The sequence below is a fragment of the Pseudomonas sp. N2-3-1-14 genome (genome assembly GCF_041228395.1).
Classification (GTDB): Bacteria; Pseudomonadota; Gammaproteobacteria; order Pseudomonadales; family Pseudomonadaceae; genus Aquipseudomonas.
In genome coordinates this window covers 2,534,801-2,553,824 of the sequence record NZ_CP166199.1, presented here as the reverse complement: position 1 = coordinate 2,553,824, position 19,024 = coordinate 2,534,801, and the positions used below count along the sequence as shown (strand labels likewise).

Annotated in this window: 27 protein-coding genes and 2 pseudogenes; 15 read left to right on the top strand and 14 right to left on the bottom strand. The window is 60.9% G+C overall.

The features are described 5' to 3' along the window. Positions 1–72 precede the first annotated feature (72 nt). From AB5I78_RS11985 to AB5I78_RS11975, 3 genes and pseudogenes are all read right to left on the bottom strand, one after another. Complete coding sequence (locus AB5I78_RS11985) at positions 73–354, bottom strand: hypothetical protein (RefSeq protein ID WP_370004559.1); 282 nt, start codon at positions 352–354, stop codon at positions 73–75. Positions 355–357: 3 nt separating this feature from the next. Next, positions 358–945, bottom strand: coding sequence for an NUDIX domain-containing protein (locus AB5I78_RS11980; protein ID WP_369303397.1), 588 nt, complete (start codon positions 943–945; stop codon positions 358–360). 96 nt (positions 946–1,041) lie between these two features. Continuing rightward, positions 1,042–1,224, bottom strand: a pseudogene (locus tag AB5I78_RS11975) (short-chain dehydrogenase); the annotation flags it as partial. Positions 1,225–1,363: 139 nt separating this feature from the next. Here AB5I78_RS11975 and AB5I78_RS11970 point away from each other — a divergent pair. Beyond that, entirely contained in the window at positions 1,364–2,290 is a 927-nt protein-coding gene (locus AB5I78_RS11970; protein ID WP_106580139.1) for an alpha/beta hydrolase, read from the top strand. Positions 2,291–2,482: 192 nt separating this feature from the next. Here the strand turns inward: AB5I78_RS11970 and AB5I78_RS11965 are convergent, their stop codons facing one another. Beyond that, complete coding sequence (locus AB5I78_RS11965; RefSeq protein ID WP_262209133.1) at positions 2,483–3,643, bottom strand: alpha-hydroxy acid oxidase; 1,161 nt, start codon at positions 3,641–3,643, stop codon at positions 2,483–2,485. Between the two features lie 121 nt (positions 3,644–3,764). On the opposite strand from AB5I78_RS11965, the gene AB5I78_RS11960 reads away from it, so the two are divergent. Beyond that, a complete protein-coding gene (locus AB5I78_RS11960) occupies positions 3,765–4,550 on the top strand; it encodes a DeoR/GlpR family DNA-binding transcription regulator (RefSeq protein WP_242197690.1) in 786 nt (261 codons plus the stop codon). Here the strand turns inward: AB5I78_RS11960 and AB5I78_RS11955 are convergent. Genes AB5I78_RS11955 through AB5I78_RS11945 form a run of 3 tightly spaced genes read right to left on the bottom strand, consistent with a single transcriptional unit; the run spans position 4,515 to position 5,886 of the window. Continuing rightward, entirely contained in the window at positions 4,515–5,243 is a 729-nt protein-coding gene (locus AB5I78_RS11955; protein WP_369303396.1) for a DUF72 domain-containing protein, read from the bottom strand. The two genes, AB5I78_RS11960 and AB5I78_RS11955, sit on opposite strands and share 36 nt — an antisense overlap. Then, entirely contained in the window at positions 5,240–5,671 is a 432-nt protein-coding gene (locus AB5I78_RS11950; RefSeq protein ID WP_145165764.1) for a DNA methylase, read from the bottom strand. Before AB5I78_RS11950 ends, AB5I78_RS11955 begins: the two co-directional genes overlap by 4 nt. Before the next feature lie 2 nt (positions 5,672–5,673). Beyond that, positions 5,674–5,886, bottom strand: a complete 213-nt coding sequence (locus AB5I78_RS11945; protein ID WP_119735379.1) for a hypothetical protein — start codon at positions 5,884–5,886, stop codon at positions 5,674–5,676. A 202-nt stretch (positions 5,887–6,088) separates the two neighbouring features. On the opposite strand from AB5I78_RS11945, the gene AB5I78_RS11940 reads away from it, so the two are divergent. Both AB5I78_RS11940 and AB5I78_RS11935 read left to right on the top strand, forming a co-directional pair. After that, positions 6,089–6,592: a DUF4142 domain-containing protein gene (locus tag AB5I78_RS11940; protein ID WP_369303395.1), complete on the top strand. Its 504-nt coding sequence runs from the start codon at positions 6,089–6,091 to the stop codon at positions 6,590–6,592. Between the two features lie 29 nt (positions 6,593–6,621). Further along, positions 6,622–7,182, top strand: a complete 561-nt coding sequence (locus AB5I78_RS11935) for a type 1 glutamine amidotransferase domain-containing protein (RefSeq protein ID WP_369303394.1) — start codon at positions 6,622–6,624, stop codon at positions 7,180–7,182. 60 nt (positions 7,183–7,242) lie between these two features. On the opposite strand, the gene AB5I78_RS11930 is transcribed toward AB5I78_RS11935, so the two are convergent. Then, positions 7,243–7,449, bottom strand: coding sequence for a PLD nuclease N-terminal domain-containing protein (locus tag AB5I78_RS11930; RefSeq protein ID WP_106580146.1), 207 nt, complete (start codon positions 7,447–7,449; stop codon positions 7,243–7,245). A 161-nt stretch (positions 7,450–7,610) separates the two neighbouring features. Between AB5I78_RS11930 and AB5I78_RS11925 the strand changes: the two genes are divergently transcribed. The 4 genes and pseudogenes from AB5I78_RS11925 (at position 7,611) to AB5I78_RS11910 (ending at position 9,468) form a co-directional block, all read left to right on the top strand. Further along, positions 7,611–8,168, top strand: coding sequence for an ATP-dependent Clp protease proteolytic subunit (locus AB5I78_RS11925; RefSeq protein ID WP_145165767.1), 558 nt, complete (start codon positions 7,611–7,613; stop codon positions 8,166–8,168). Between the two features lie 189 nt (positions 8,169–8,357). After that, on the top strand, positions 8,358–8,834 hold the full coding sequence (locus tag AB5I78_RS11920; RefSeq protein WP_242197699.1) for a hemerythrin domain-containing protein: 477 nt from the start codon (positions 8,358–8,360) through the stop codon (positions 8,832–8,834). Between the two features lie 170 nt (positions 8,835–9,004). Continuing rightward, positions 9,005–9,115, top strand: a pseudogene (locus AB5I78_RS11915) (KGG domain-containing protein); the annotation flags it as partial. Positions 9,116–9,174: 59 nt separating this feature from the next. Then, positions 9,175–9,468: a hypothetical protein gene (locus tag AB5I78_RS11910; protein ID WP_369303393.1), complete on the top strand. Its 294-nt coding sequence runs from the start codon at positions 9,175–9,177 to the stop codon at positions 9,466–9,468. A gap of 92 nt (positions 9,469–9,560) precedes the next feature. Here AB5I78_RS11910 and AB5I78_RS11905 read toward each other — a convergent pair whose 3' ends face one another. Both AB5I78_RS11905 and AB5I78_RS11900 read right to left on the bottom strand, forming a co-directional pair. Further along, positions 9,561–10,106 carry a putative natural product biosynthesis protein gene (locus tag AB5I78_RS11905; protein WP_145165770.1) on the bottom strand — a complete coding sequence of 182 codons (546 nt, stop codon included), beginning with the start codon at positions 10,104–10,106 and terminating at the stop codon, positions 9,561–9,563. A 62-nt stretch (positions 10,107–10,168) separates the two neighbouring features. Beyond that, positions 10,169–10,552, bottom strand: coding sequence for a DUF2946 domain-containing protein (locus AB5I78_RS11900; protein WP_262209123.1), 384 nt, complete (start codon positions 10,550–10,552; stop codon positions 10,169–10,171). Positions 10,553–10,731: 179 nt separating this feature from the next. On the opposite strand from AB5I78_RS11900, the gene AB5I78_RS11895 reads away from it, so the two are divergent. The 3 genes from AB5I78_RS11895 (at position 10,732) to AB5I78_RS11885 (ending at position 12,251) form a co-directional block, all read left to right on the top strand. Beyond that, positions 10,732–11,340, top strand: a complete 609-nt coding sequence (locus AB5I78_RS11895) for an SCO family protein (RefSeq protein WP_119735385.1) — start codon at positions 10,732–10,734, stop codon at positions 11,338–11,340. Next, positions 11,340–11,807 (top strand): copper chaperone PCu(A)C, encoded by a 468-nt coding sequence (locus tag AB5I78_RS11890; RefSeq protein ID WP_145165772.1) that lies wholly within the window; start codon positions 11,340–11,342, stop codon positions 11,805–11,807. The genes AB5I78_RS11895 and AB5I78_RS11890 overlap by 1 nt, the downstream gene beginning before the upstream one ends. 300 nt (positions 11,808–12,107) lie before the next feature. Then, positions 12,108–12,251 (top strand): hypothetical protein, encoded by a 144-nt coding sequence (locus AB5I78_RS11885; protein WP_369303390.1) that lies wholly within the window; start codon positions 12,108–12,110, stop codon positions 12,249–12,251. Positions 12,252–12,254: 3 nt separating this feature from the next. On the opposite strand, the gene AB5I78_RS11880 is transcribed toward AB5I78_RS11885, so the two are convergent. Then, positions 12,255–12,584: a DHCW motif cupin fold protein gene (locus AB5I78_RS11880; protein ID WP_369303388.1), complete on the bottom strand. Its 330-nt coding sequence runs from the start codon at positions 12,582–12,584 to the stop codon at positions 12,255–12,257. A gap of 140 nt (positions 12,585–12,724) precedes the next feature. Between AB5I78_RS11880 and AB5I78_RS11875 the strand changes: the two genes are divergently transcribed. After that, positions 12,725–13,210: an HIT family protein gene (locus tag AB5I78_RS11875; protein WP_369303387.1), complete on the top strand. Its 486-nt coding sequence runs from the start codon at positions 12,725–12,727 to the stop codon at positions 13,208–13,210. Positions 13,211–13,727: 517 nt separating this feature from the next. On the opposite strand, the gene AB5I78_RS11870 is transcribed toward AB5I78_RS11875, so the two are convergent. Continuing rightward, positions 13,728–14,219 carry a GNAT family N-acetyltransferase gene (locus tag AB5I78_RS11870; protein ID WP_369303386.1) on the bottom strand — a complete coding sequence of 164 codons (492 nt, stop codon included), beginning with the start codon at positions 14,217–14,219 and terminating at the stop codon, positions 13,728–13,730. Between the two features lie 176 nt (positions 14,220–14,395). Here AB5I78_RS11870 and AB5I78_RS11865 point away from each other — a divergent pair, with 176 nt between their 5' ends. Next, the gene (locus tag AB5I78_RS11865) at positions 14,396–14,731 is read left to right on the top strand and encodes a hypothetical protein (RefSeq protein WP_106580162.1); all 336 of its coding nucleotides are present in this window, start codon (positions 14,396–14,398) and stop codon (positions 14,729–14,731) included. Here the strand turns inward: AB5I78_RS11865 and AB5I78_RS11860 are convergent. Next, the gene (locus AB5I78_RS11860; protein WP_369303384.1) at positions 14,721–16,334 is read right to left on the bottom strand and encodes a hybrid sensor histidine kinase/response regulator; all 1,614 of its coding nucleotides are present in this window, start codon (positions 16,332–16,334) and stop codon (positions 14,721–14,723) included. The two genes, AB5I78_RS11865 and AB5I78_RS11860, sit on opposite strands and share 11 nt — an antisense overlap. A gap of 114 nt (positions 16,335–16,448) precedes the next feature. On the opposite strand from AB5I78_RS11860, the gene AB5I78_RS11855 reads away from it, so the two are divergent. Continuing rightward, positions 16,449–17,051, top strand: a complete 603-nt coding sequence (locus AB5I78_RS11855; RefSeq protein ID WP_145165778.1) for a response regulator transcription factor — start codon at positions 16,449–16,451, stop codon at positions 17,049–17,051. On the opposite strand, the gene AB5I78_RS11850 is transcribed toward AB5I78_RS11855, so the two are convergent. Further along, entirely contained in the window at positions 17,048–17,482 is a 435-nt protein-coding gene (locus AB5I78_RS11850; RefSeq protein ID WP_145165779.1) for a GNAT family N-acetyltransferase, read from the bottom strand. The genes AB5I78_RS11855 and AB5I78_RS11850 overlap by 4 nt on opposite strands. Before the next feature lie 205 nt (positions 17,483–17,687). Between AB5I78_RS11850 and AB5I78_RS11845 the strand changes: the two genes are divergently transcribed. Beyond that, a complete protein-coding gene (locus tag AB5I78_RS11845; protein WP_370004549.1) occupies positions 17,688–19,019 on the top strand; it encodes a flavin-containing monooxygenase in 1,332 nt (443 codons plus the stop codon). Positions 19,020–19,024 lie beyond the last annotated feature (5 nt).

The following is a 19,024-nucleotide window of genomic DNA, read 5'->3' as shown; positions in this document are numbered from 1 at the left end:
ACCCCGACAAATCCCGCCACATGGCGGGATTTGTTGTTTGCGCGAGCGGACAACGGCCATACCCGCACCTCATCAGCCACAATTGCCCTTGATAGCCTCCCCCGGAAACGCCCGCCGAACAAACCCTGTCGAATCACCCAAAGAGCCATTCACCGCCCCGGAGTGATCGAGCTCTCGATACAGAATCCGCAGGTTCAGCCCGACCGACGCCAGGCTCTGCTGCGGCGTCAATGCTTCACTGCGCAGCAGTTTGCCGGGCATTGGCGGCACAGGGTCAGCCCAGGTGTAGAACGCGTCAGCGGCGCTGCTACTGCCGGCCGCCAGTACCCATAGCAACGCCCACGCGCGCATCACGCATCACCACCCTTCTTTCAACATGCGCAATTCAAGGTGCTGCAACAGCATGATGGTTTTGCCATCGACAATCTCACCGCTCTGCACCATCGCCAGCGCCTGTTCAAAGCTCAGCTCCAGCACTTCGATGTCTTCACCCTCGTCGATCAGCCCGCCGCCATCGCCAACGCGGTCCGCTGCCTGGTACTCGCCGATAAAGAAGTGAATGCGCTCGGTCACCGAACCGGGGCTCATGAACGCCGAGTAGATTTTCTCCACGGGGCCGACGCGGTAGCCGGTCTCTTCTTCGGCTTCGAGGCGAATGCGCTCTTCGGGGGTGGCGTTGTCCAACAGGCCGGCGGCCGCTTCGATCAAGTAGCCGGGGTAATCGTTGACGAACGTGGGCATGCGGAACTGGCGGATCAGCAGCACGGTGCGCTGTGCGCGGTTGTACAGCAGAATCGTTGCGCCGTTGCCGCGGTCGTACACTTCACGGGTCTGGGCTTGCCAACTGCCATCCTGGCGGCGCAGGTCGAAGGTGTATTTTTTCAGAAGATACCAATTGTCCGACAGGGTTTCTTCGGCGGTGATGCGAACGGGGCTATTGTCCATGGCCTGGCCTCTGCTCAAAGGAGCGCGAGCATGTCGCGGCGCCAATGTCAGCGTCAAGCGAAACGCTTGTGCAGACAGGCGCGCGGCGTGTCGGGTTCAGTAAGGGGTCACGGCCTGAGCCAGTGGTTGCTTGATGCGCGGCCGCGCGGCCGCCACTTCTTCAGCGCTGGCGGCCTTGATCCGTGCCAGATCGCGCGGGTGATCCACCCCAGGGTTCTCAGTGAACCGCGTCGCCGTGAATTGGCCCTTGCTGGCCCGCAGGATGTATCCCGTGTCCTGGTCACCCAAACAACCCAGGCACGCGTCGTTCAATGCTGTAACACTTTGCAAGCAATCCCCATTCACGGCTGTCGAATTAATTCCTGCCCCTTAAAGCCATCTGGTAAAACCCGAGCTTCGCTTTTGTCCTGGAACCTTCATGTCATCTCGTTTTCTGTCTCGCCTGGGCCTGCGCTGGTTTCCCCTGCTGTGCATGGCCATCCTGATCATCGGCCTGCCGGTAGGCTGCGCTGTGCTTCAACACAAGGAACGCGAGCTGGTGTTTCGCATTGAACCGGGTACCGCCGGCTGGTACACCGGCTTGCCCAAGGCCGTGCAGGAATTCGATATAAAACCCGCCAGTTTCAAATCAGGCCAGAACCTGCACGGCTGGTGGTACCCGGCCGACAAGCAGGATGCTCCGGCGATTCTGTACCTGCACGGCGTGCGCTGGAACCTCACCGGCCAGCTGTTTCGCATTGAACAACTGCACGCACTGGGCTTTTCGGTGCTGGCCATCGACTACCGCGGTTTCGGCCAGAGTCACGGTGACTTGCCTTCGGAAACCAGTGTGTATGAAGACGCGCGCATCGCCTGGGAGCGCTTTCAGGTGCTGCAGCCAGACCCGAGCAAACGTCTGATCTACGGGCACTCGCTGGGTGGTGCGGTGGCCATCGACCTGGCAGCGCAGTTGAGTCAACAGACACCGGTGCCCGTGCGTGGCCTGGTGATCGAATCCACGTTCACCTCGCTGGGGGACGCGGCCGCGGCCGTGGCCAACACCTCACTGCCGGTGCGCTGGTTGCTGTCGCAGAAGTTCGACTCCATCGACAAAATTGCCGGCGTGCACATGCCGCTGCTGGTGGTGCACGGCCTGGCCGACCCCTACGTGCCACCGCGTTTCAGCCAACAACTGTTCGACGCCGCCCAGGAGCCCAAACGGCTGCTGCTGGTGCCTGGCGCCACGCATAACAACAGCATGAGCCTGGCCGGGCGCAATTATGGGCAAGCGCTGGAAAAACTCATGCAAGCGCAGATGCCGGCGCAGGTGGTGACGCACTCCACAGGTCGCAACGGCGACTCTTGAAAGTACTTTTCGGCACTGGGTTCACGCTTGGCTGTCAAGCGTAAACCCTGCCCATACTGGCCCGCGCCGCAAGTTGATCAAATATTAACCGAGGGTTAAATCGCCAACCCTGCCGGGCCTTCGCAAAGTTATCCACAGAGATACCCACGGTTTTCGTGGACAACTCTTTTTACTTTTTTACGATCTTTTTGCTCAGCAAACCCCTTCGGGAAAGGTGCCTGGCAGCAAAATATCGCGATTCACATCGCGTATATCGTTATAGCCGCACAGCGCCATCGACACATCCAACTCACGGGCAATGATGTCAAGGGCCTTGGTCACGCCCGCTTGGCCCATGGCGCCCAAACCGTACAAGTGCGGTCGACCGATCATGGTGCCTTTGGCGCCCAGTGCCATCGCCTTGAGCACGTCCTGGCCGGAGCGAATGCCGCCGTCGAGCCACACTTCAATCTGCTTACCCACCGCCTCGACAATTGCCGGCAGCTGGCTGATGCTCGACGGTGCACCATCCAGCTGGCGGCCACCGTGGTTACTCACCACCAAGGCATCGGCGCCGGAATTAGCCGCCAGCCGCGCATCCTCCACATCGAGAATGCCCTTGATAATCAGCTTGCCGCCCCAGCATTTCTTGATCCATTCCACGTCGTCCCAGCTCAGGCGCGGGTCGAACTGCTGGGCGGTCCATGACGACAGCGAACTCATGTCCGCCACGCCTTTGACGTGGCCGACGATATTGCCGAAACCACGGCGTTTGGTGCCCAGCATGCCCATCACCCAGCGCGGCTTGGTTGCCATGTTGAGGATATTCGGCAGGGTCAGTTTTGGCGGCGCCGACAAGCCGTTGATCAAGTCCTTGTGGCGTTGCCCGAGGATCTGCAGATCGAGGGTCAGTACCAGCGCATCCACACCCGCCGCTTTGGCGCGCTCGATCAATTGCTCGACAAACCCGCGATCACGCATCACATACAACTGGAACCAGAATGGCTGGCCGACCTGTTCGGCGATGTCCTCAAGTGAGCAGATGCTCATGGTCGACAGCGTGTAGCGCAGGCCAAAAGCCGCGGCGGCGCGGGCGGTCAGGATCTCGCCATCGGCATGCTGCATGCCCGCAAGCCCCGTGGGCGCCAGCGCGACCGGCATGGCCATGTCCTGGCCGATCATGCTGGCGCGGATCGAACGTTCATCGATGTTGCGCGCCACGCGCTGACGAAATTTGATGCGGGCAAAATCGCTTTCATTTGCCCGATAGGTGCTTTCAGTCCAGGAACCGGAATCGGCGTAGTCGTAGAACATTCGTGGGACACGTTTTTGCGCCAGCTTGCGTAAGTCTTCGATGGTTGTGATCAACGACATCTAGGTCACCTCTCCCTGAACTGAGCCCAGAGAGTAACCGCCGATCAGCCGCGCAACCAGTCATTGCGTTTATATCGGCAGAGGCCTAATCTCGCACAAACCCGCAAAAAGACGCACAAACATGCAGAGCACTCATCAAGCCATCGACCTGCCTTCGTTGCGCAAACAGAAAATCCTGTTGCTGCTGGAGCGCGATGGCAAAGTCACCGCATCCGAATTGGTGGAGCATTTTGCCGTGTCCCAGGACACCATCCGCCGCGACCTCGGTGAACTGGCCGCCGCCGGCCTGTTGCAACGCGTGCACGGCGGCGCCCTGCCCCGGCCCAAAGACACCGGCAAAGACTTCTTCACCCGTGTGGGCGAGACCAATGAGGTCAAACGCCACCTCGCGCGCCTGGCCGCCGATCGCGTGGAAGACGGCCAGATCGTGTTGTTCGATTCCGGCTCGACCACGCTGCAGATTGCGCAATCCTTGCCACGTGCGATCCGCCTGACGGTGGTCACACCGTCGCCGATGATTGCCATCGCCCTGGCCGACCACCCGGATGTGAAAGTGATTTTGGCGGGTGGCCAACTCAACCCTGCCACCTTGTCCACCAGCGGCCACGAAGCCGTGCGCCTGATCCAGAGCATCAAGGCCGACCTGCTGTTTACCGGTGTGTGCGCGTTGCATCCGCAAGTGGGCATCAGCTCGTTGCATTTCGACGAAGTGGCGGTCAAGCAAGCCTTGCTCGACAGTGCCTCGCACGTGGTGGCGGTGACCATGGCCGACAAGCTCGGCGCGGTGGAACCCTTTGTGGTGGGCCCGTGCAGCCGCATCCATACGCTGATCACCGAGTGGCACGTACCGAGTGTCGAAGCCTATGAGCAGTTAGGGCTGGAAGTGCTGCGCGTGGAGGTTGAGTAGGTACAAGGCATCGGCAGTGGCATGACCGCTGGCGGTGTTGTCGAAGATGCACCAGGTGGGAATGCCTGCGGCGACGTATTGGTTCAGTTGCTGCGAGAATGCCTGCACGCGTTCCGGCCCATACGCGCTGTGATAGATGCGCGGTGAGCCGTGCAGTCGCCAATACTGCACGCCCTGCCAGCCGGTGCCCGCGTCGATGACCGGAGGGTCGGCGACCACACGGCCTATGTGTAAATCCTGCAATAACGCCTCGGCTTCAAGCCAGCTGGCGTGACGCGGTTCCAAAACCACGGCACCCGCAAATCGTTGGCGTAACGCCGTGAAAAACGGTGTGGCGATCGCCGCTTCATAGCTGAAAGACGGTGGCAGTTGAATCAGCAGGCAGCCCAGTTTTTCACCCAATCTGAGGCACTGCTCGAGGAATTCATCCAGCGCGGTTTCGCAGCGCTGCAAGCGCAATTCATGGGTGATGCGCTTGGGCACCTTGACCGAAAAACGAAACGCCGGCGGTACCGATTGCGCCCAGCGCTCATAGGTCTTGGGCAGGTGCGGGCGATAAAACGAACTGTTGATTTCCACTGCGTTGAAACGCGATGCGTAACGTTGCAGGTGTGTGCCCTCGCCCGCAAAAGCCGGCCACTGTTCACGCGGCAAACTCCACCCCGCGCAGCCCACATACAGCGCTGCCTTCAAAACAGCACCTTGGCGGCGTCGCGCATGAAAATCTCGATGGTCTTGGGCCCGACGCCTGCAAATTCACCCAAGCGTTTTTCGAAGGCCTGACGGTCTTCGCTGGCGCTGCGAATATGGCTGATCTTGCCGCCATATTCGGCATTCAATTTGGCACTCAGGTCGAGCAAACGCTGCGCCGTGGTTTCGTCATAGCGCACGTAATGCGCGCGCCCAAGCATCGACACCAACTCCCTGGAGGTGCAGTGCTGCAACTTGCGCGCGGTATCGCGGCCTTGCTCTTCAACAATCACCTTGTACGCCTGCGCAGCAATTGGCGCCTGAATGCGCTTGCCCATCAGGAAGCTGGCGATAAACCACTTGAACAGGCTGGCGTCGTCTTCAGGCCTTAACTCAATGCCCAACTGCGCAGCGGTAATCGACCTGGCCATGCTCAGTGGCCCAACTTGCGCTCAGCCTTGGCGGCTTGCTCGTTGATGGCGTCGGTCTGGCGTTCGATGTCCTTGATCGACGTGGGCGTGAGCACCTTGTCGACGCTTTCGGTTTTTGGGTTCGGGCGTTCCAGCGTGTGGCCCTTGTCGGCTTTGTCGGTGCCTTTCTGGGCGTCTTCGGAACTGATCGGGGTTGGGGTTTTATCGGCAGTCACAGTTTGTCTCCAAGCAGTTGAAGGCCCACAAAAAATAGCGGGCGCTTATGCAGCAGAGCCTGTCGAATTTCGATAGTTCAAGGAAATTGGCGTGCATGACCACCGGAGAAAAAACCGCGAATTAATTTAAACCTTTTGCCGAGGCTCCCCCTCAACAGTCAGGTACGGCATCACGCCACTGTTGATTTCAAGGAGATCCACCATGACTACTCTGCTGATGAAACAAATGGGCCTGACCTTTGTGCTGGTTGCGGGCTCGATTTCCACGGCCATGGCCGCAACGTCCAACAGCTTTGTCGACGACGCCGCCCAAGGCGGTATCACCGAGGTGGAAGCCGGCAAGCTGGCCCTGGAAAAAAGCAGCTCGGCCGACGTAAAGACTTTTGCTCAGCACATGGTCACCGACCACACCAAAGCCAATCAGGAACTGACGGCATTGGCGAAAAAGCTGGATATCGAAGTACCCGATGACGCCGCCCTGACCGACAAGGCCAAAAAAGCCATCCTCGAAATGCGCGACGAGTCGTTCGACAAGGCCTACGCCAACAACCAGGTCGCCGCTCATGAAAAAACCGTCGAATTGTTCCAGAAAGAAGCCGCTTCCTCGGACAACGCCGAGCTGAAAGCCTTCGCCGCCAAGATCCTGCCGACCCTTGAAGCCCACCTGAAAATGGCCAAGGAGCTGCAAGCCAAACACGACCACTAAACCATCCCTGACCCAGGAGACACTCGACCATGAGTTCGCAACTCAACGGCAAGAAAATCCTCATCATCACCTCCAATACCGGTATCGAACGCGATGAGCTGGTCAAGCCACTCGAAGCGCTGCGCGGTTATGGCGCCACGGTGACTCACGCGTCCAGCAAAGGCGGCACCACCCAGACCTTCGTCGGTGACACCGAGAAGGACAAAACCGTGGAATCCGACGTGCAATTGTCGGACGTGGCAAGCAGCGACTACGACGCCTTGGTTATCCCTGGCGGCACCGTCAACGCTGACACCTTGCGCCAGGATGCCAACGCGCTGCGCCTGATCAACGACTTCGTCAAGGCCGGCAAAACCATCGCGGCGATCTGCCACGGGCCATGGACGCTGATCGATGCAGGCGTGATCAAGGGCAAAACCCTGACCTCGTACAAAAGCGTGCGGATCGACCTTGAAAACGCCGGCGCCGCCGGTTGGGTGGATGCCCAGGTCAAGGAATGCAAGGCCAATGGCTGGACCTTGATCACCTCGCGTACCCCGGATGACTTGCCGGCGTTCAACGAAGCGATTGCCAAAGCTATTGCGGGCTAAACCACCCGCTTGAACGTAAACAGGCGCCCAATGGGCGCCTGTTTGCGGTCTTCAATGGGCTCAGCTTTTGCGCTGTTCAGCCATCTCACGTTTTGGCCCGAACAAGGCCCAGACAATCAGCCCGAACAGCGGCACGAAAATCAGAATGATCAACCACAGCCCTTTGGTCTCCCAGCCACCGGTGCTGCGTAATACGACGTTGATCGCCCATAATTCCAAGATCAGCAGAATCACGGCCAGAATGATCCAGATAGTTTCCAATTGCATAGCTCACCTCCTGAGGTCTATGCATTAGGTCAAGCAGATGGCCTGAGGGTTCCATTCGATTTTCAGCAAGGGCTCACGCCCAACGGTTGCAGCTAATCCTGCGCGACCTTCTAGACTCAACACTGAATCACCTCGCCTGCACTGAATTAAGGAGGTTCAGGATGACCGAGCACGTTATCCACTTTCACTGCCAGATCGACCAGAGCACCACCGAGCGCTTTCGCGACTGTTGCCTGGATGCTATCGGCGAAGGCGCCAGTTCCCTGCTGCTGAACCTGTCGACCACCGGTGGCAGCACCAATTTCGGCTTCACCCTCTACACCTTTCTCAAGGCGTTGCCGGTGCCCTTGTGCGCGATCAACGCGGGCAACATCGAATCCATGGGCATCATCATGTTCCTGGCGGCGAACCGACGCATCACCACGCCGCACTCACGGTTTTTGATTCACCCGATGAACTGGTATTTCAGCCAGAGTTCAGTGGACCACCAGCGTCTGCGTGAATACCTGTCGAGCCTGGATAACGACCTGGCGCGCTACGTGAAAATCTATGAGTTGGAGACCACTCAAGCCGAAACCCAGCTGGATATTTTCAAGTGCCTGTCGGCTGAGGAAAAAGTCATCGCCGCGCATGAATCGCTGGCCTATGGCATCGCCCACGAGGTGCAGCAGGTGGTGTTTGCCGAAGACATCAAGCATTGGAAAGTCAGCGGCGCCTAGAAGCGGTGTATTGCAATCTGCTGGCTGCCCAACCATGCAAGGTGCACGAATGCGTTGCCTTGCATGCTTTTCTATCTCATTGATTAATAAGGTTTTATTTAAGTTATCCAAGTTGGTACAACTGATGCAACCTCCAAGGAACGAGGCGTGCACTTCGACACGCCCGAATGCTATCCGTGAGGTTCCACCATGAATGCAATCGACCTTCTCAAGGCTGACCACGAACGCGTCAAGGCGCTGCTGACCCAACTGAGCGAGTCCACCGAGCGTGGCGTCAAGAAACGCACTGAATTGCTGGCCAAACTCGAGATGGAAATCAGCCTGCATACCCGCCTCGAGGAAGAGATCCTTTACCCCGCCTTCCGCAAGGCCGGCGGTAAAGAGCAGGACATCATGTACCACGAGGCCAAGGAAGAGCACCGCACCGTCGACGCCCTGGTGCTGCCCGACCTGAAACAGACCGAGCCTTCCACCACTGAATTTTCCGGGCGCGTCAAAGTGGTCAAGGAACTGTTGGAGCACCACATCGAAGAAGAGGAATCCGAGATGTTCCCGCAGGCCAAAAAGCTGTTGGGCAAGACTGTGCTCGAAGCCCTTGGTGCAGAAATGGAAGCGATGAAAGCCGCGCACAAGAAAGCCCTGGGCGCCAAGCCGATCGCGGCCTGATGCCCGTTCGTCGCATGCCCGCGAACTATTTCAAACTTTGATTTCGATTGAGCATTCCCAATTAAGCGACACCGTTGATTCATTCATTGAAGAGGGATTTTGAAATGGCTACCAGCGGAAAAACCACGACAGGTGCAGGCGGTAAAGCCAAGCCAGATACTGCCAAGAAAAGTGGCGGTCAAGGCTCCGGCGGCAATTTTGCCAACGACCGTGAGAAAGCTTCTGAAGCCGGCAAAAAAGGTGGAGCCCACAGCTCCGGCGGCGGCGCTAAGAAGTCTTGATTGAAGCACCACCGGGGCCCGGGTTTCCCGGGCTTCGGCCCAAGCAAGGGGATTGAGTCATGAAGACCAGTATTTCCCACAGGATGTTGCTCATCGTCGGCTTTTCAGCGCTGCTGGCAAGCCCCGCTTTCGCCGCCTTTGGCGATGCCATTGCCCCCGCCGCCAACTCGCTGAGCGGCAGCAGCGCAGCAGGTTCCGCGCTGCCGCCAGGCACCTATCCGAGCAGCCCCTCCGACAGTGACAAAAAGGCTGAAACGCCGCCCAAAGAGAAGGCCTCGACGAGCGGAACTTCACACAAGCAACCCGCGAAAAAGACTCAGAAAAAGACTCCGCGCAGCAGCAGCAGCAACTAGCCGCTTAACAAGGGCCAGGCGAAACGCCTCGCCGCTTGCCTTTCGCCCATGGCCACGGCGTGGCCTGGGACCCGCCGTGGCCTCTCAAGGACTCAGGGCACTGGCAACCAACCGCTGAAATCACCCTGACGGTTCAACGGGCACCAGCCGAAGTCGTCCAACGGGGCTGGCAATGGCTGATGTTCGACGCTTGCCAACGCACTGCCCTTCCAATCGAAAATCCTCGCCCCTCGCCATCCCACGACCACGCCCTGCGCCTGGCTTTGATCGGTAGTGATCCAGCGCGCCGCCGCGGCCGCCATGAAAGCCTCGATGGGCTCCTCATCAATCTGTGATCGATACCCCGAGGCGAGCAGCCAGCGGCAAACGTTGAGGTGATACGTCCAGTCCAGCGGCGGCTGGTTGTGATAGGCCCAGGTCATGAAGCTGCGAAACAGGTTCAACCCTTCCGGTGGATCCAGCTTGAGCAAGGCCGGGCAGATGTCGAACAAGGTGTGCCAATACGGCAATAAACGCGCATCCAGGTGCACGAAGCAGCGCGAATTGCTCGGGTAATCAGCCAGTGTCGGTTCGGCGCGCATACGCCGGGATGCCTTGCTGACCAGGCGGCTGGCGCCTGCAGGCAATACAGAGATCATGAAATACACTCACAGTCGTGACGATAGAACGCCTCCTGAACACAGGAAGCCCAAGGCACACGTCAGAATGCGGGGGAAGCGCGGGGGTTGGCCGAGGGCCAGGAATAACGCGGCGGCGCCTTGTTGCGCCGCTCATGGGCAGGACGTGGGGTGTGTCCAAGGCCCAACAGCCAGGCCAGCCCGATGAGGAACACGATGGCCACGGTCACGGCAGCGCATACCGGGCAGGCAAAGTAGTTCGAGATGTTGCCAGACGCTGGGTTATCCAACCCTTTGTCGGAAAGTGGCGCCTGGCTACCGTCCACCGAGCAGAACGCACCACCGATGCCGTTGAGTTGCTCGCCAAGCATCTGCCCATGGCCCAAACCGCAGACGAACAGGTTCATCAGCACGCAGAAGTACAGGGCCCAGGCGATCAGCGAACGGTCGGGGTGGCTCAATTTCATGGCGGCGACTCTACCACTGAAGCCCCAAAGGGATGAAGCACGGCGCGCCCTGTGGCAGAACGTCGCAGATTACGTGAGCTGACCTGGGTTGGTAGACTGTGCACCCGCATCATTACTCCTTTTCAAAGCCTGCCATGCCGTTGCAGAGTCATCCAGGCGTTTCACAGGATGCACAGTTGATGAGTACGTTATTCACCCGCCGCAAAGTGCTGACCGGTATGGGCCTGTTGGGCCTGGGCAGCCTGCTGGGCGGCTGTGATTACAGCCCCAAGCTGAACTTCAAGTACGGCAAGGACCTCAGTGACAAGATCATGGGCCGCACCTTCAAGCTCAAGAACACCGACGGCGAAACCGTCACCCTGAGCTCGTTCCGTGGCCTGATGCCGGTGGTGTTCTTCGGCTTTACGCAGTGCCCGGCCGTGTGCCCGACCACCCTGGCCCGCGCCGCCCAGGCCAAGAAGCTGATGGGCCGCGACGGCGAGATCATGCAAGTGGTGTTCATCACCCTCGACCCCGAGCGCGACACCCCGGCGATTCTCGACAAGTACGTCAAGGCCTTCGACCCAAGCTTCGAAGCGCTCTACGGCACCCCGGAAGAAATCGCCGTGGCCGCCAAGGAGTTCGGGATCTTTTATGAAAAGATCCCCGCCGGCGACACCTACACCCTGTCGCACACGGCCACCAGTTTCGTCTTCGACACCCGCGGCAACCTGCGCCTGGGCCTGTCGGCATCCCTTACCGCTAAAGAGTGCGCAGAAGACCTGCTCACCGTCATGGAGGTCTGCTAATGACTGCTGTTCAACACCTCAAGCGCACCCTGATCGGCCTGTCCCTGCTGGGCCTTGCGGCGCACGCCAGTGCCCAGGTGCTGGTGACCGACGCGTGGGTTCGCGCCTCTGTGCCGGGCCAGCCGTCCAGCGGCGCGTTCATGACCGTCACCGCCGACACCGACAGCAAACTGCTCAGCGTGGCAACGCCGGTGGCCAAGGACGTGCAGATCCATGAAATGAGCATGAAGGACGATGTAATGCGCATGGGCCCGGTGGACTCGGTCGCGCTGCCTGCAGGCAAAGCGGTCAAGCTCGACCCGAACGGTTACCACGTGATGCTGATGGGCCTGACCGGGCAGATCAAGGAAGGCGACCAGGTGCCGCTGACCCTGACGGTGGAGAACGCCAAGGGCGAGAAACAGTCGATTGAAGTCAAAGCGCCAGCCCGTGGGCTGGACGGTATGGACCACAGCACGATGCACTAAGCCACTGCGTGGCGAATGAGCTTGTTGTGGCGAGCGGGCTTGCCCCGCGTTGGGCTGCGCAGCGGCCCCAGTCAATCCACCACAGTACATCAGTGAAAGCGCGGCGCCTGGTTTCAGGGCGCTTCGCGCGCCAACGCGGGGCAAGCCCGCTCGCCACAACAAGCCGGCTTGCCACACAAGCCCGCTCGCCACAACCGGCCCCTGCCAGCCCCCGCCAACGCCATATCCAAAAGCTCTGCCCTCAACACTTTCTCTATATCTGCAAACAGACCCGATAGCCTGATTCTGCATCGCGAGAGCGTGGCGTACTGCCGGATCAGCAACGCCAGCCCCAAGCTGCTGGCGCCGATGACCCTGGTGCGGCGCGTGTTCAACTCGTCGGCGCCGCTGCAGAACTTTATTAACCTGCCGCGGGCGTCTGCTGGGGTGTATCGCAAAGGGTGAGGCTCAATCCACGATAAACAGCTTCGCGCCGGTGAGGGTGGATGAGCGATGCCCTTCCATGTCATTGCCCACCTGGTAACTCATCCCGGCCGTCAGGATGAACTCGCGGCCGTCTTCCAATTGCGTGTGCAACTCCCCTTCCAGACACAGCAACACATGCCCGCGCCAGCACCAGTGATCGGCCAGGTAACCGGGCGTGTATTCGACCATGCGCACGCGGGTGGTGCCGAAGTGGCAGGTGCGCCACAGGGCACTGCCGGTGACGCCTGGGTGCAGTTCGGGTTCGAGAGTGGACCAGTCGGTGGTGGCAAACGGGACAGCGGTCAGTTGCATGATGGGCTCGGTCGTCAGTTAACGTCGCTCGACCCTATCCGCCCGCCGCGCGCAGCGATAGACACAGATCGCCGGCTTTTGTGGGATACAGGGGCTCGCGCTTGTTATCCTGCCCGCCCGGCTCTCATGGACGCGTGCTTATGCCGATCGACCCCGCTTTCATCCTTCACGACACCGAGCACTGGCGGCTCAATCATCACCTGGCCTCAAAGCTGCCGGGCTACCTGATGCTGGGTGCCAAGGCACCAATCGACTCGCTCGCCGACATGCCGGAAGCCGCGCTGGCTGAGCTGGGCGGCTTGCTGGCTAAAACCCAGCGGGTGATCGAGGCGCAGCTGCAGCCCAAATGGCTGTACATCAGCCGCTATGGGCACATGCCCGGCTTCCCGCTGCACTTTCACTTCATCCCGGTGTACGACTGGGTCGAGCAGGCGTTTTGGCAGGACCCGCGCTACCGCGTGCTGCAAGGTTTTGGCGCACAGGCGCCAGCGCAGACGCTGACCGACGGCGCCGAGTTGACACTGTTTGTGTGGCGCGAGTTTGGCGAAAGCCCAACGCCGCCGGCGGTTCGGGGGGACTCGGTTAAGCAGGTTATCGAGCGACTGCGCACGGCCTTCCAAGCCTGACCCCAATCCCCTGTGGGAGCTGTCGAGCTTCAGCGAGGCTGCGAAGGCGGCGGCACTGCCGAAACAACGGTCGCCTGACCCACCGCTTTCGCAGCCTCGCCGGGGCTCGACAGCTCCCACACGGACCGCGCCCATGCCCAGACGCCACCGAGGCTTCGGTTGATCGGCTGCGCACGCCCTCTCCAACCCCGCCCGCGATCCCCTGTGGGAGCTGTCGAGCTTCAGCGAGGCTGCGAAGGCGGCGGCGCTGCCGAAATAATTGTTGCCTGAACCACCGCTTTCGCAGCCTCGCTGGGGCTCGACAGCTCCCACACGGACCGCGTCCATGCCCAGACGCCGCCGAGGCCTCAGTTGATCGGCTGCGCACACCCCTTCAAGCCCGCCCCCAATCCCCTGTGGGAGCTGTCGAGCTTTAGCGAGGCTGCGAAGGCGGCGGCACTGCTGAAATAATTGTTGCCTGAACCACCGCCTTCGCAGCCTCGCCGGAGCTCGACAGCTCCCACAGGGGTTGCCTGTGTTAGCCGGAGCTAGTCGCGTCTTCAGCAATCAGTCGCTTGGTCATCGGTATACAGGCCAGGGTCAGCCCCGACGGCGAGTGATACACCGCTTGTTTGTCGCCCACATAACCGCATGCTCTGTAAAAGCTCGCCGCGTTGAGCGTCGAATCCAGCACCACGTACTCAATGGCCAGTTCCCGCGCGAGGTTTTCCAAGTGATCAAGCATCGCCTTGCCATACCCGCGTCCGGCGAATTCAGGGAGCACAAACAGCGCGCCCACTTCGTGGTTATCCGGGTCGAGCATCCCGGTGACCACGGGCTCGCCATTCACCCAGCCCAGGTAAAACGGTTTGTCCATCAGCGCGCTGTAGCCATCTTCGGCGCGGCCGCGGGTCCACAGCAGCATCTGTTCGCGGCTGTAAGCGCCGATGCATTGGCTGCGGATGGCCAACAGGCGAATGTCGAACGCCGCCTGGGCGTCCGCTTGGGTGGCGCGTTTAATCTGCAGCATGCTTCTCTCCGTCCATGACCTCATCGTGCCATTAGCACACTTGTGCTAATCGACCCCTTTGCCCGTCGGCGCTATATTCCACGGCACTTCCACCGCTCCCCCCGGCACCGCACGCCTGTTGCGCGAGGGTGCCTTGCGCGCTGGAAAAACCCTGACAATCCCAAGGAAGAAGCCTCATGAACCTGCACGCCTGCGTTACCCGTCTCACCCTGCTTGGCGCCCTGATCATCGGTGTCGCCGGTTGCAGCAACGTCAAGCCCAATGAAGACCATCTCAAGACGCTGTCGGAAACCAACCTCGGTGAGCCGGTCAAGCGTATCTCCAACGTGCGCAATGACTCCATGACCACCTACTACATCGCCAGTACCGCGTCCGGTGATTACAACTGCACCGTGCCCAGCGGTGCCAGCGGCGGCTTGTTCACCGTGGCCAGCTTTGGCCTGATGAAACCCAGCGCCTGGTGCATGCCCAAAGGCGCCAAAGGCGGTCAGGCCGCACCGTTCATGCAGTGACGCTTGGCTGGCTGAGGTCACGCAGGGTGCCGCGTAGCTCTGCAGGCCGCACCGGTTTGGACAGAATCGCAATCTTGCGGTCATGCAGGGCAGCATGGATTTTTTCCACGTCGTGCCCGGTCAAAATCAGCGCCGGCACCGCCCAGCCGCGTTGCTGGCGCAGGGCATCGATGCACTCGATGCCGGTGGCGTGGTTGCCCAGGTCATAGTCGGCGACGATGATGTCGCAGTCGCTGACCAGGCCCTGCCCGCTGGATTCGGCCTGCACCTCGCAGCCCCAGCGCTCCAGCAGGGCCTGGGTGGCCAACAACACGTTGTGGTCATCTTCCACCAGGCAGACTTTCAGACCCGTCAGCAAGCCGGCCTGGCGCGGGTCGTCTCGCGCAGCCGGTTGGCGCGGCGCCGTCGCCAGTGCCAGGCCGTACAGGCTCACGGAGGTGCCATGGCCCAGCCGCGAACGCAGGCTCACGTGCACGCCCATCAACTGCCCCAGCCGCTTGACGATGGACAGCCCCAGGCCCACGCCTTCGACGTCCTTGTCACGCAGTTGGCGCACCCGATAAAACTCTTCGAAGACCTTCGCCTGATGTTCCTCGGCAATGCCCCGCCCCTGGTCATGCACCTGTACCGACACGCCGCCGTCGCGAACGCGCGCGCCAATCAGCACCGGGCGCTGCGCGCCATATTTGAAGCAATTGGAGAGCAGGTTTTGCACCATCGTCGCCAACATCGCGGGGTCGACCTGCACCCAATACGCACACGGCCGCAGGCGCAGTTCCACGCCGGCCCAGTGCGCCGCCTCGGCGTGCTGGTGCACCAGGTCGGCGAGGAATTCGCCCAGGTGAATCACTTGGTATTTGGGCAACAGCCGGCCGTTGTCGAGGGTGTAGAGGTCGAGAATCGAACGGAACAGCTGCGACACGTTGAGCAGCGAGCGGTCGATATTGTCCACCAACCGCTGTTCGTCATGCCCAAGCTTTGCTTCACGCAAACACGCCGTGAACAAACCGATGGAGTGGATCGGCTGGCGCAGGTCGTGACTGGCCTGGGCCAGGAACCGCGATTTTTCCAGGTTGGCCGCGATGGCTTCTTCAGAAGCCTTGCGCGTGCGTTCGAGCAAAATATGCGCGTACACCGGGATCACCGTGCTGGTGATCATCAGCATCAGCACCATGAACGGTTGCGCCTGCCACAGGGGCGTCAGCCGGTACACGATCAGCAGCGCGAGCAACGCCAGCCCCGTGGCAATCGCCAGGTAGCGCGAGCCGTAGCGCATGCCGTTGCCCAGGTTGACCCACACCATCACGGCATACAGCGGCAATGCCGCTTCACCGCCCACCACCAGCCCGAACGAGGTGCCGGTGTAGTCGTGGATCATGCCCAGCACCCGCCGCGCCGGGTAGTGCCCGGGCCAGCGCGCGATGACCTGGCGCAGCGCGATGGAGGCCAGCAGGAACGCCACGATGTACAGGATCACCGGCACGTAGGTGTCCACCGACTGACCGGGAAAGAACCCCAGCGCGCCGATGTAGACAATCGCGATGGCGGCCACCACGATGCGCAGGTTGGCCTGATCGAGTTCGGAGTTGGTCTCATGACTCATGGATGACGTCCTTGTGCGGCAATCGATCTGTCCGGTACGCGCCAGCAGCGTCCCTGTGGCGCGGTGCTAAAGTAGCATGTCACAGCACTCTCTTGCCCAAGGAAGGCGCACACCATGACTGGCCGAATCATCATAGCCGACGACCACCCGATGTTTCGCGAAGGCATGCTGCGCACCGTGCAGCGCCTGCTGCCCGAGGCCGTGGTGCAAGAGGCCGGCGACCTGAACGCGGTGCACGCCTTGACCCGCGACAGCAGCGATGTCGACACACTGATCCTCGACCTGCGCTTTCCCGGCCTGACCTGCATGAGCCAGCTGGCCGAGCTGCGCCAGCACTTGCGGCGCACCACCTTGATCGTGGTGTCGATGGTGGATGACCCGGCGCTGATCGAGCAGGTCATGGCGCTGGGTGCCGACGGGTTTATCGGCAAGAACATCACCCCGGACGAAATCGGCCAGGCCCTCCTGGCGATTCGCGACGGCGAAGTGCTGGTCAAGTTCGCGCCCTCCGGCCTGCTGCCCTTGGGCACCCCCACCCTCACCGCGCGCCAGCAAGAAGTGCTGCGCCTGATCGCCCAGGGCAAGACCAACAAGGAAATCGCCAAAGCCCTGGCGATCTCGCCGTTCACAGTGCGCATTCACGTGTCGTCGCTGCTGCGCAGCTTGAAGGTGCCCTCGCGCGCGGCGGCGGCCGTTAAGTACTCAGCAGAACTCTAGGCGTTTTCGTTGCCGGGGCGCGTGAAGGAGTAACGGTCGATGTCCGTTCGCAGCGTCCAGCCCTGCCCTTGCCAATACGCGGCGGCATGGGTGTTGGTCTTGAACACGTCGAGATGGCATTTGCCGATGCCCAGTTGCTCCAGCGCACCGAGGCAACGCTCAACCAGCGCCTGGGCGATGCCTTGGCGGCGATAGTCCGGCAGCACCAGCAGGTGTTGCAGATACCCACGGCGACCGTCATGGCCGCACATCACGCAGGCGATCACCCGGCCGTCAGCTTCAGCGACAAAACTCATCTCAGGGTTGCGCGCCAGGTAGCGTTCGGTGGCCTCGCGGGAGTCGGCATCGCGCAGGGAAATGCCAGGGGTGTTTTGCATGAGGGCGAGGACGGCATCGTAGTCGGCAGGGGTCATTGCGCGAAGCGCGGGCATGGCATAAACCTTGTGGGAGCGGGCTTGCCCGCGATGGCGTTGGGTCAGATATGACGCTATCACCCGGCAGATTGCAATCGCGGGCAAGCCCGCTCCCACATTTGATCTGTGGCGTTACGCACACCGCTCTGCATCCGATATTTATGCTCTGTTCCCAGCTTAATAATATTTTATTAAAAATCGCCCTCCCCCTAGCCTTGACGCCATGCCCAAGCTGAATCCAACTGCATTACGCAAGGACAGACACATGACGCAAGCAATAACAAAAACAGACACCCTGGTCGTGGGAGCCGGTCAAGCTGGCGTGGCCATGAGCGAGCACCTGAGCAAGCACGGTGTGCCGCACCTGGTGCTGGAGCGCAGCCGCATCGCCGAGCGCTGGCGCACCGGGCGGTGGGATTCGCTGGTGGCCAATGGGCCGGCCTGGCATGACCGTTTTCCAGGCCTTGAATTTGATGACGTCGCCGCCGATGGCTTCGCGCCTAAAGAGCGCGTGGCCGATTACTTTGAAGCCTATGCGCGCAAATTCAACGCGCCGATCCGCACCGGCGTGGAAGTGAGCTCTGTGGTGCGCAATGTCGGCCGCCCGGGCTTTACCGTGCACACCAGCGAAGGCGTGATCGAAGCCAATCGCGTCGTCGCCGCCACCGGACCGTTCCAGAAACCGGTGATTCCAGCGATTGCGCCCAAAGACACCGGGCTGCACCAGATTCATTCCGCCGACTATCGCAACCCTGCGCATCTGCCCGCCGGTGCCGTGCTGGTCGTGGGTGCCGGCTCGTCCGGCGTGCAGATCGCCGATGAATTGCAACGCTCCGGCCGCCAGGTGTACCTGTCGGTCGGCGCCCACGACCGCCCGCCGCGGGCCTACCGCAACCGCGATTTCTGCTGGTGGCTGGGCGTGTTGGGCGAATGGGATCAAGCCGCGATGAAGCCTGGCCGCGAGCACGTGACCATTGCAGTGAGCGGCGCCCACGGCGGCAAGACCATCGATTTTCGTGAGCTGGCCCAACAAGGCATGACCCTCGTCGGCCTGACCCAATCCTTCAACGGCAGTACCGCCACCTTCCAGGCGAACCTGGTGGAAAACCTGGCACGCGGCGATGAGAACTACCTGGCCCTGCTGGATGCGGCGGATGCCTACATCGAGCGCAATGGCCTCGACCTGCCGGTGGAACCCGAAGCACGCCGCGTGTTCCCCGACGCCGAATGCATCAAACAGCCGATCCTGGAACTGGACCTGGCAGAGGCCGGTATCACCTCGATCATCTGGGCCACCGGCTTTGCCGTGGATTACAGCTGGCTGAAGGTCGATGCCTTTGACGCCGCCGGCAAGCCGCAGCACCAGCGCGGCGTGGCCCCCGAGTCGGGGATCTACTTCCTCGGTTTGCCTTGGCAATCGCGCCGTGGCTCGTCGTTTATCTGGGGCGTTTGGCATGACGCCAAGTACGTGGCCGACCACATTGCCATCCAGCGCCAATACCTTGAGTACCGTGAACCCGCACCGGTTGTTCAACCGTCATTTGTCAGCGCCTGATCACT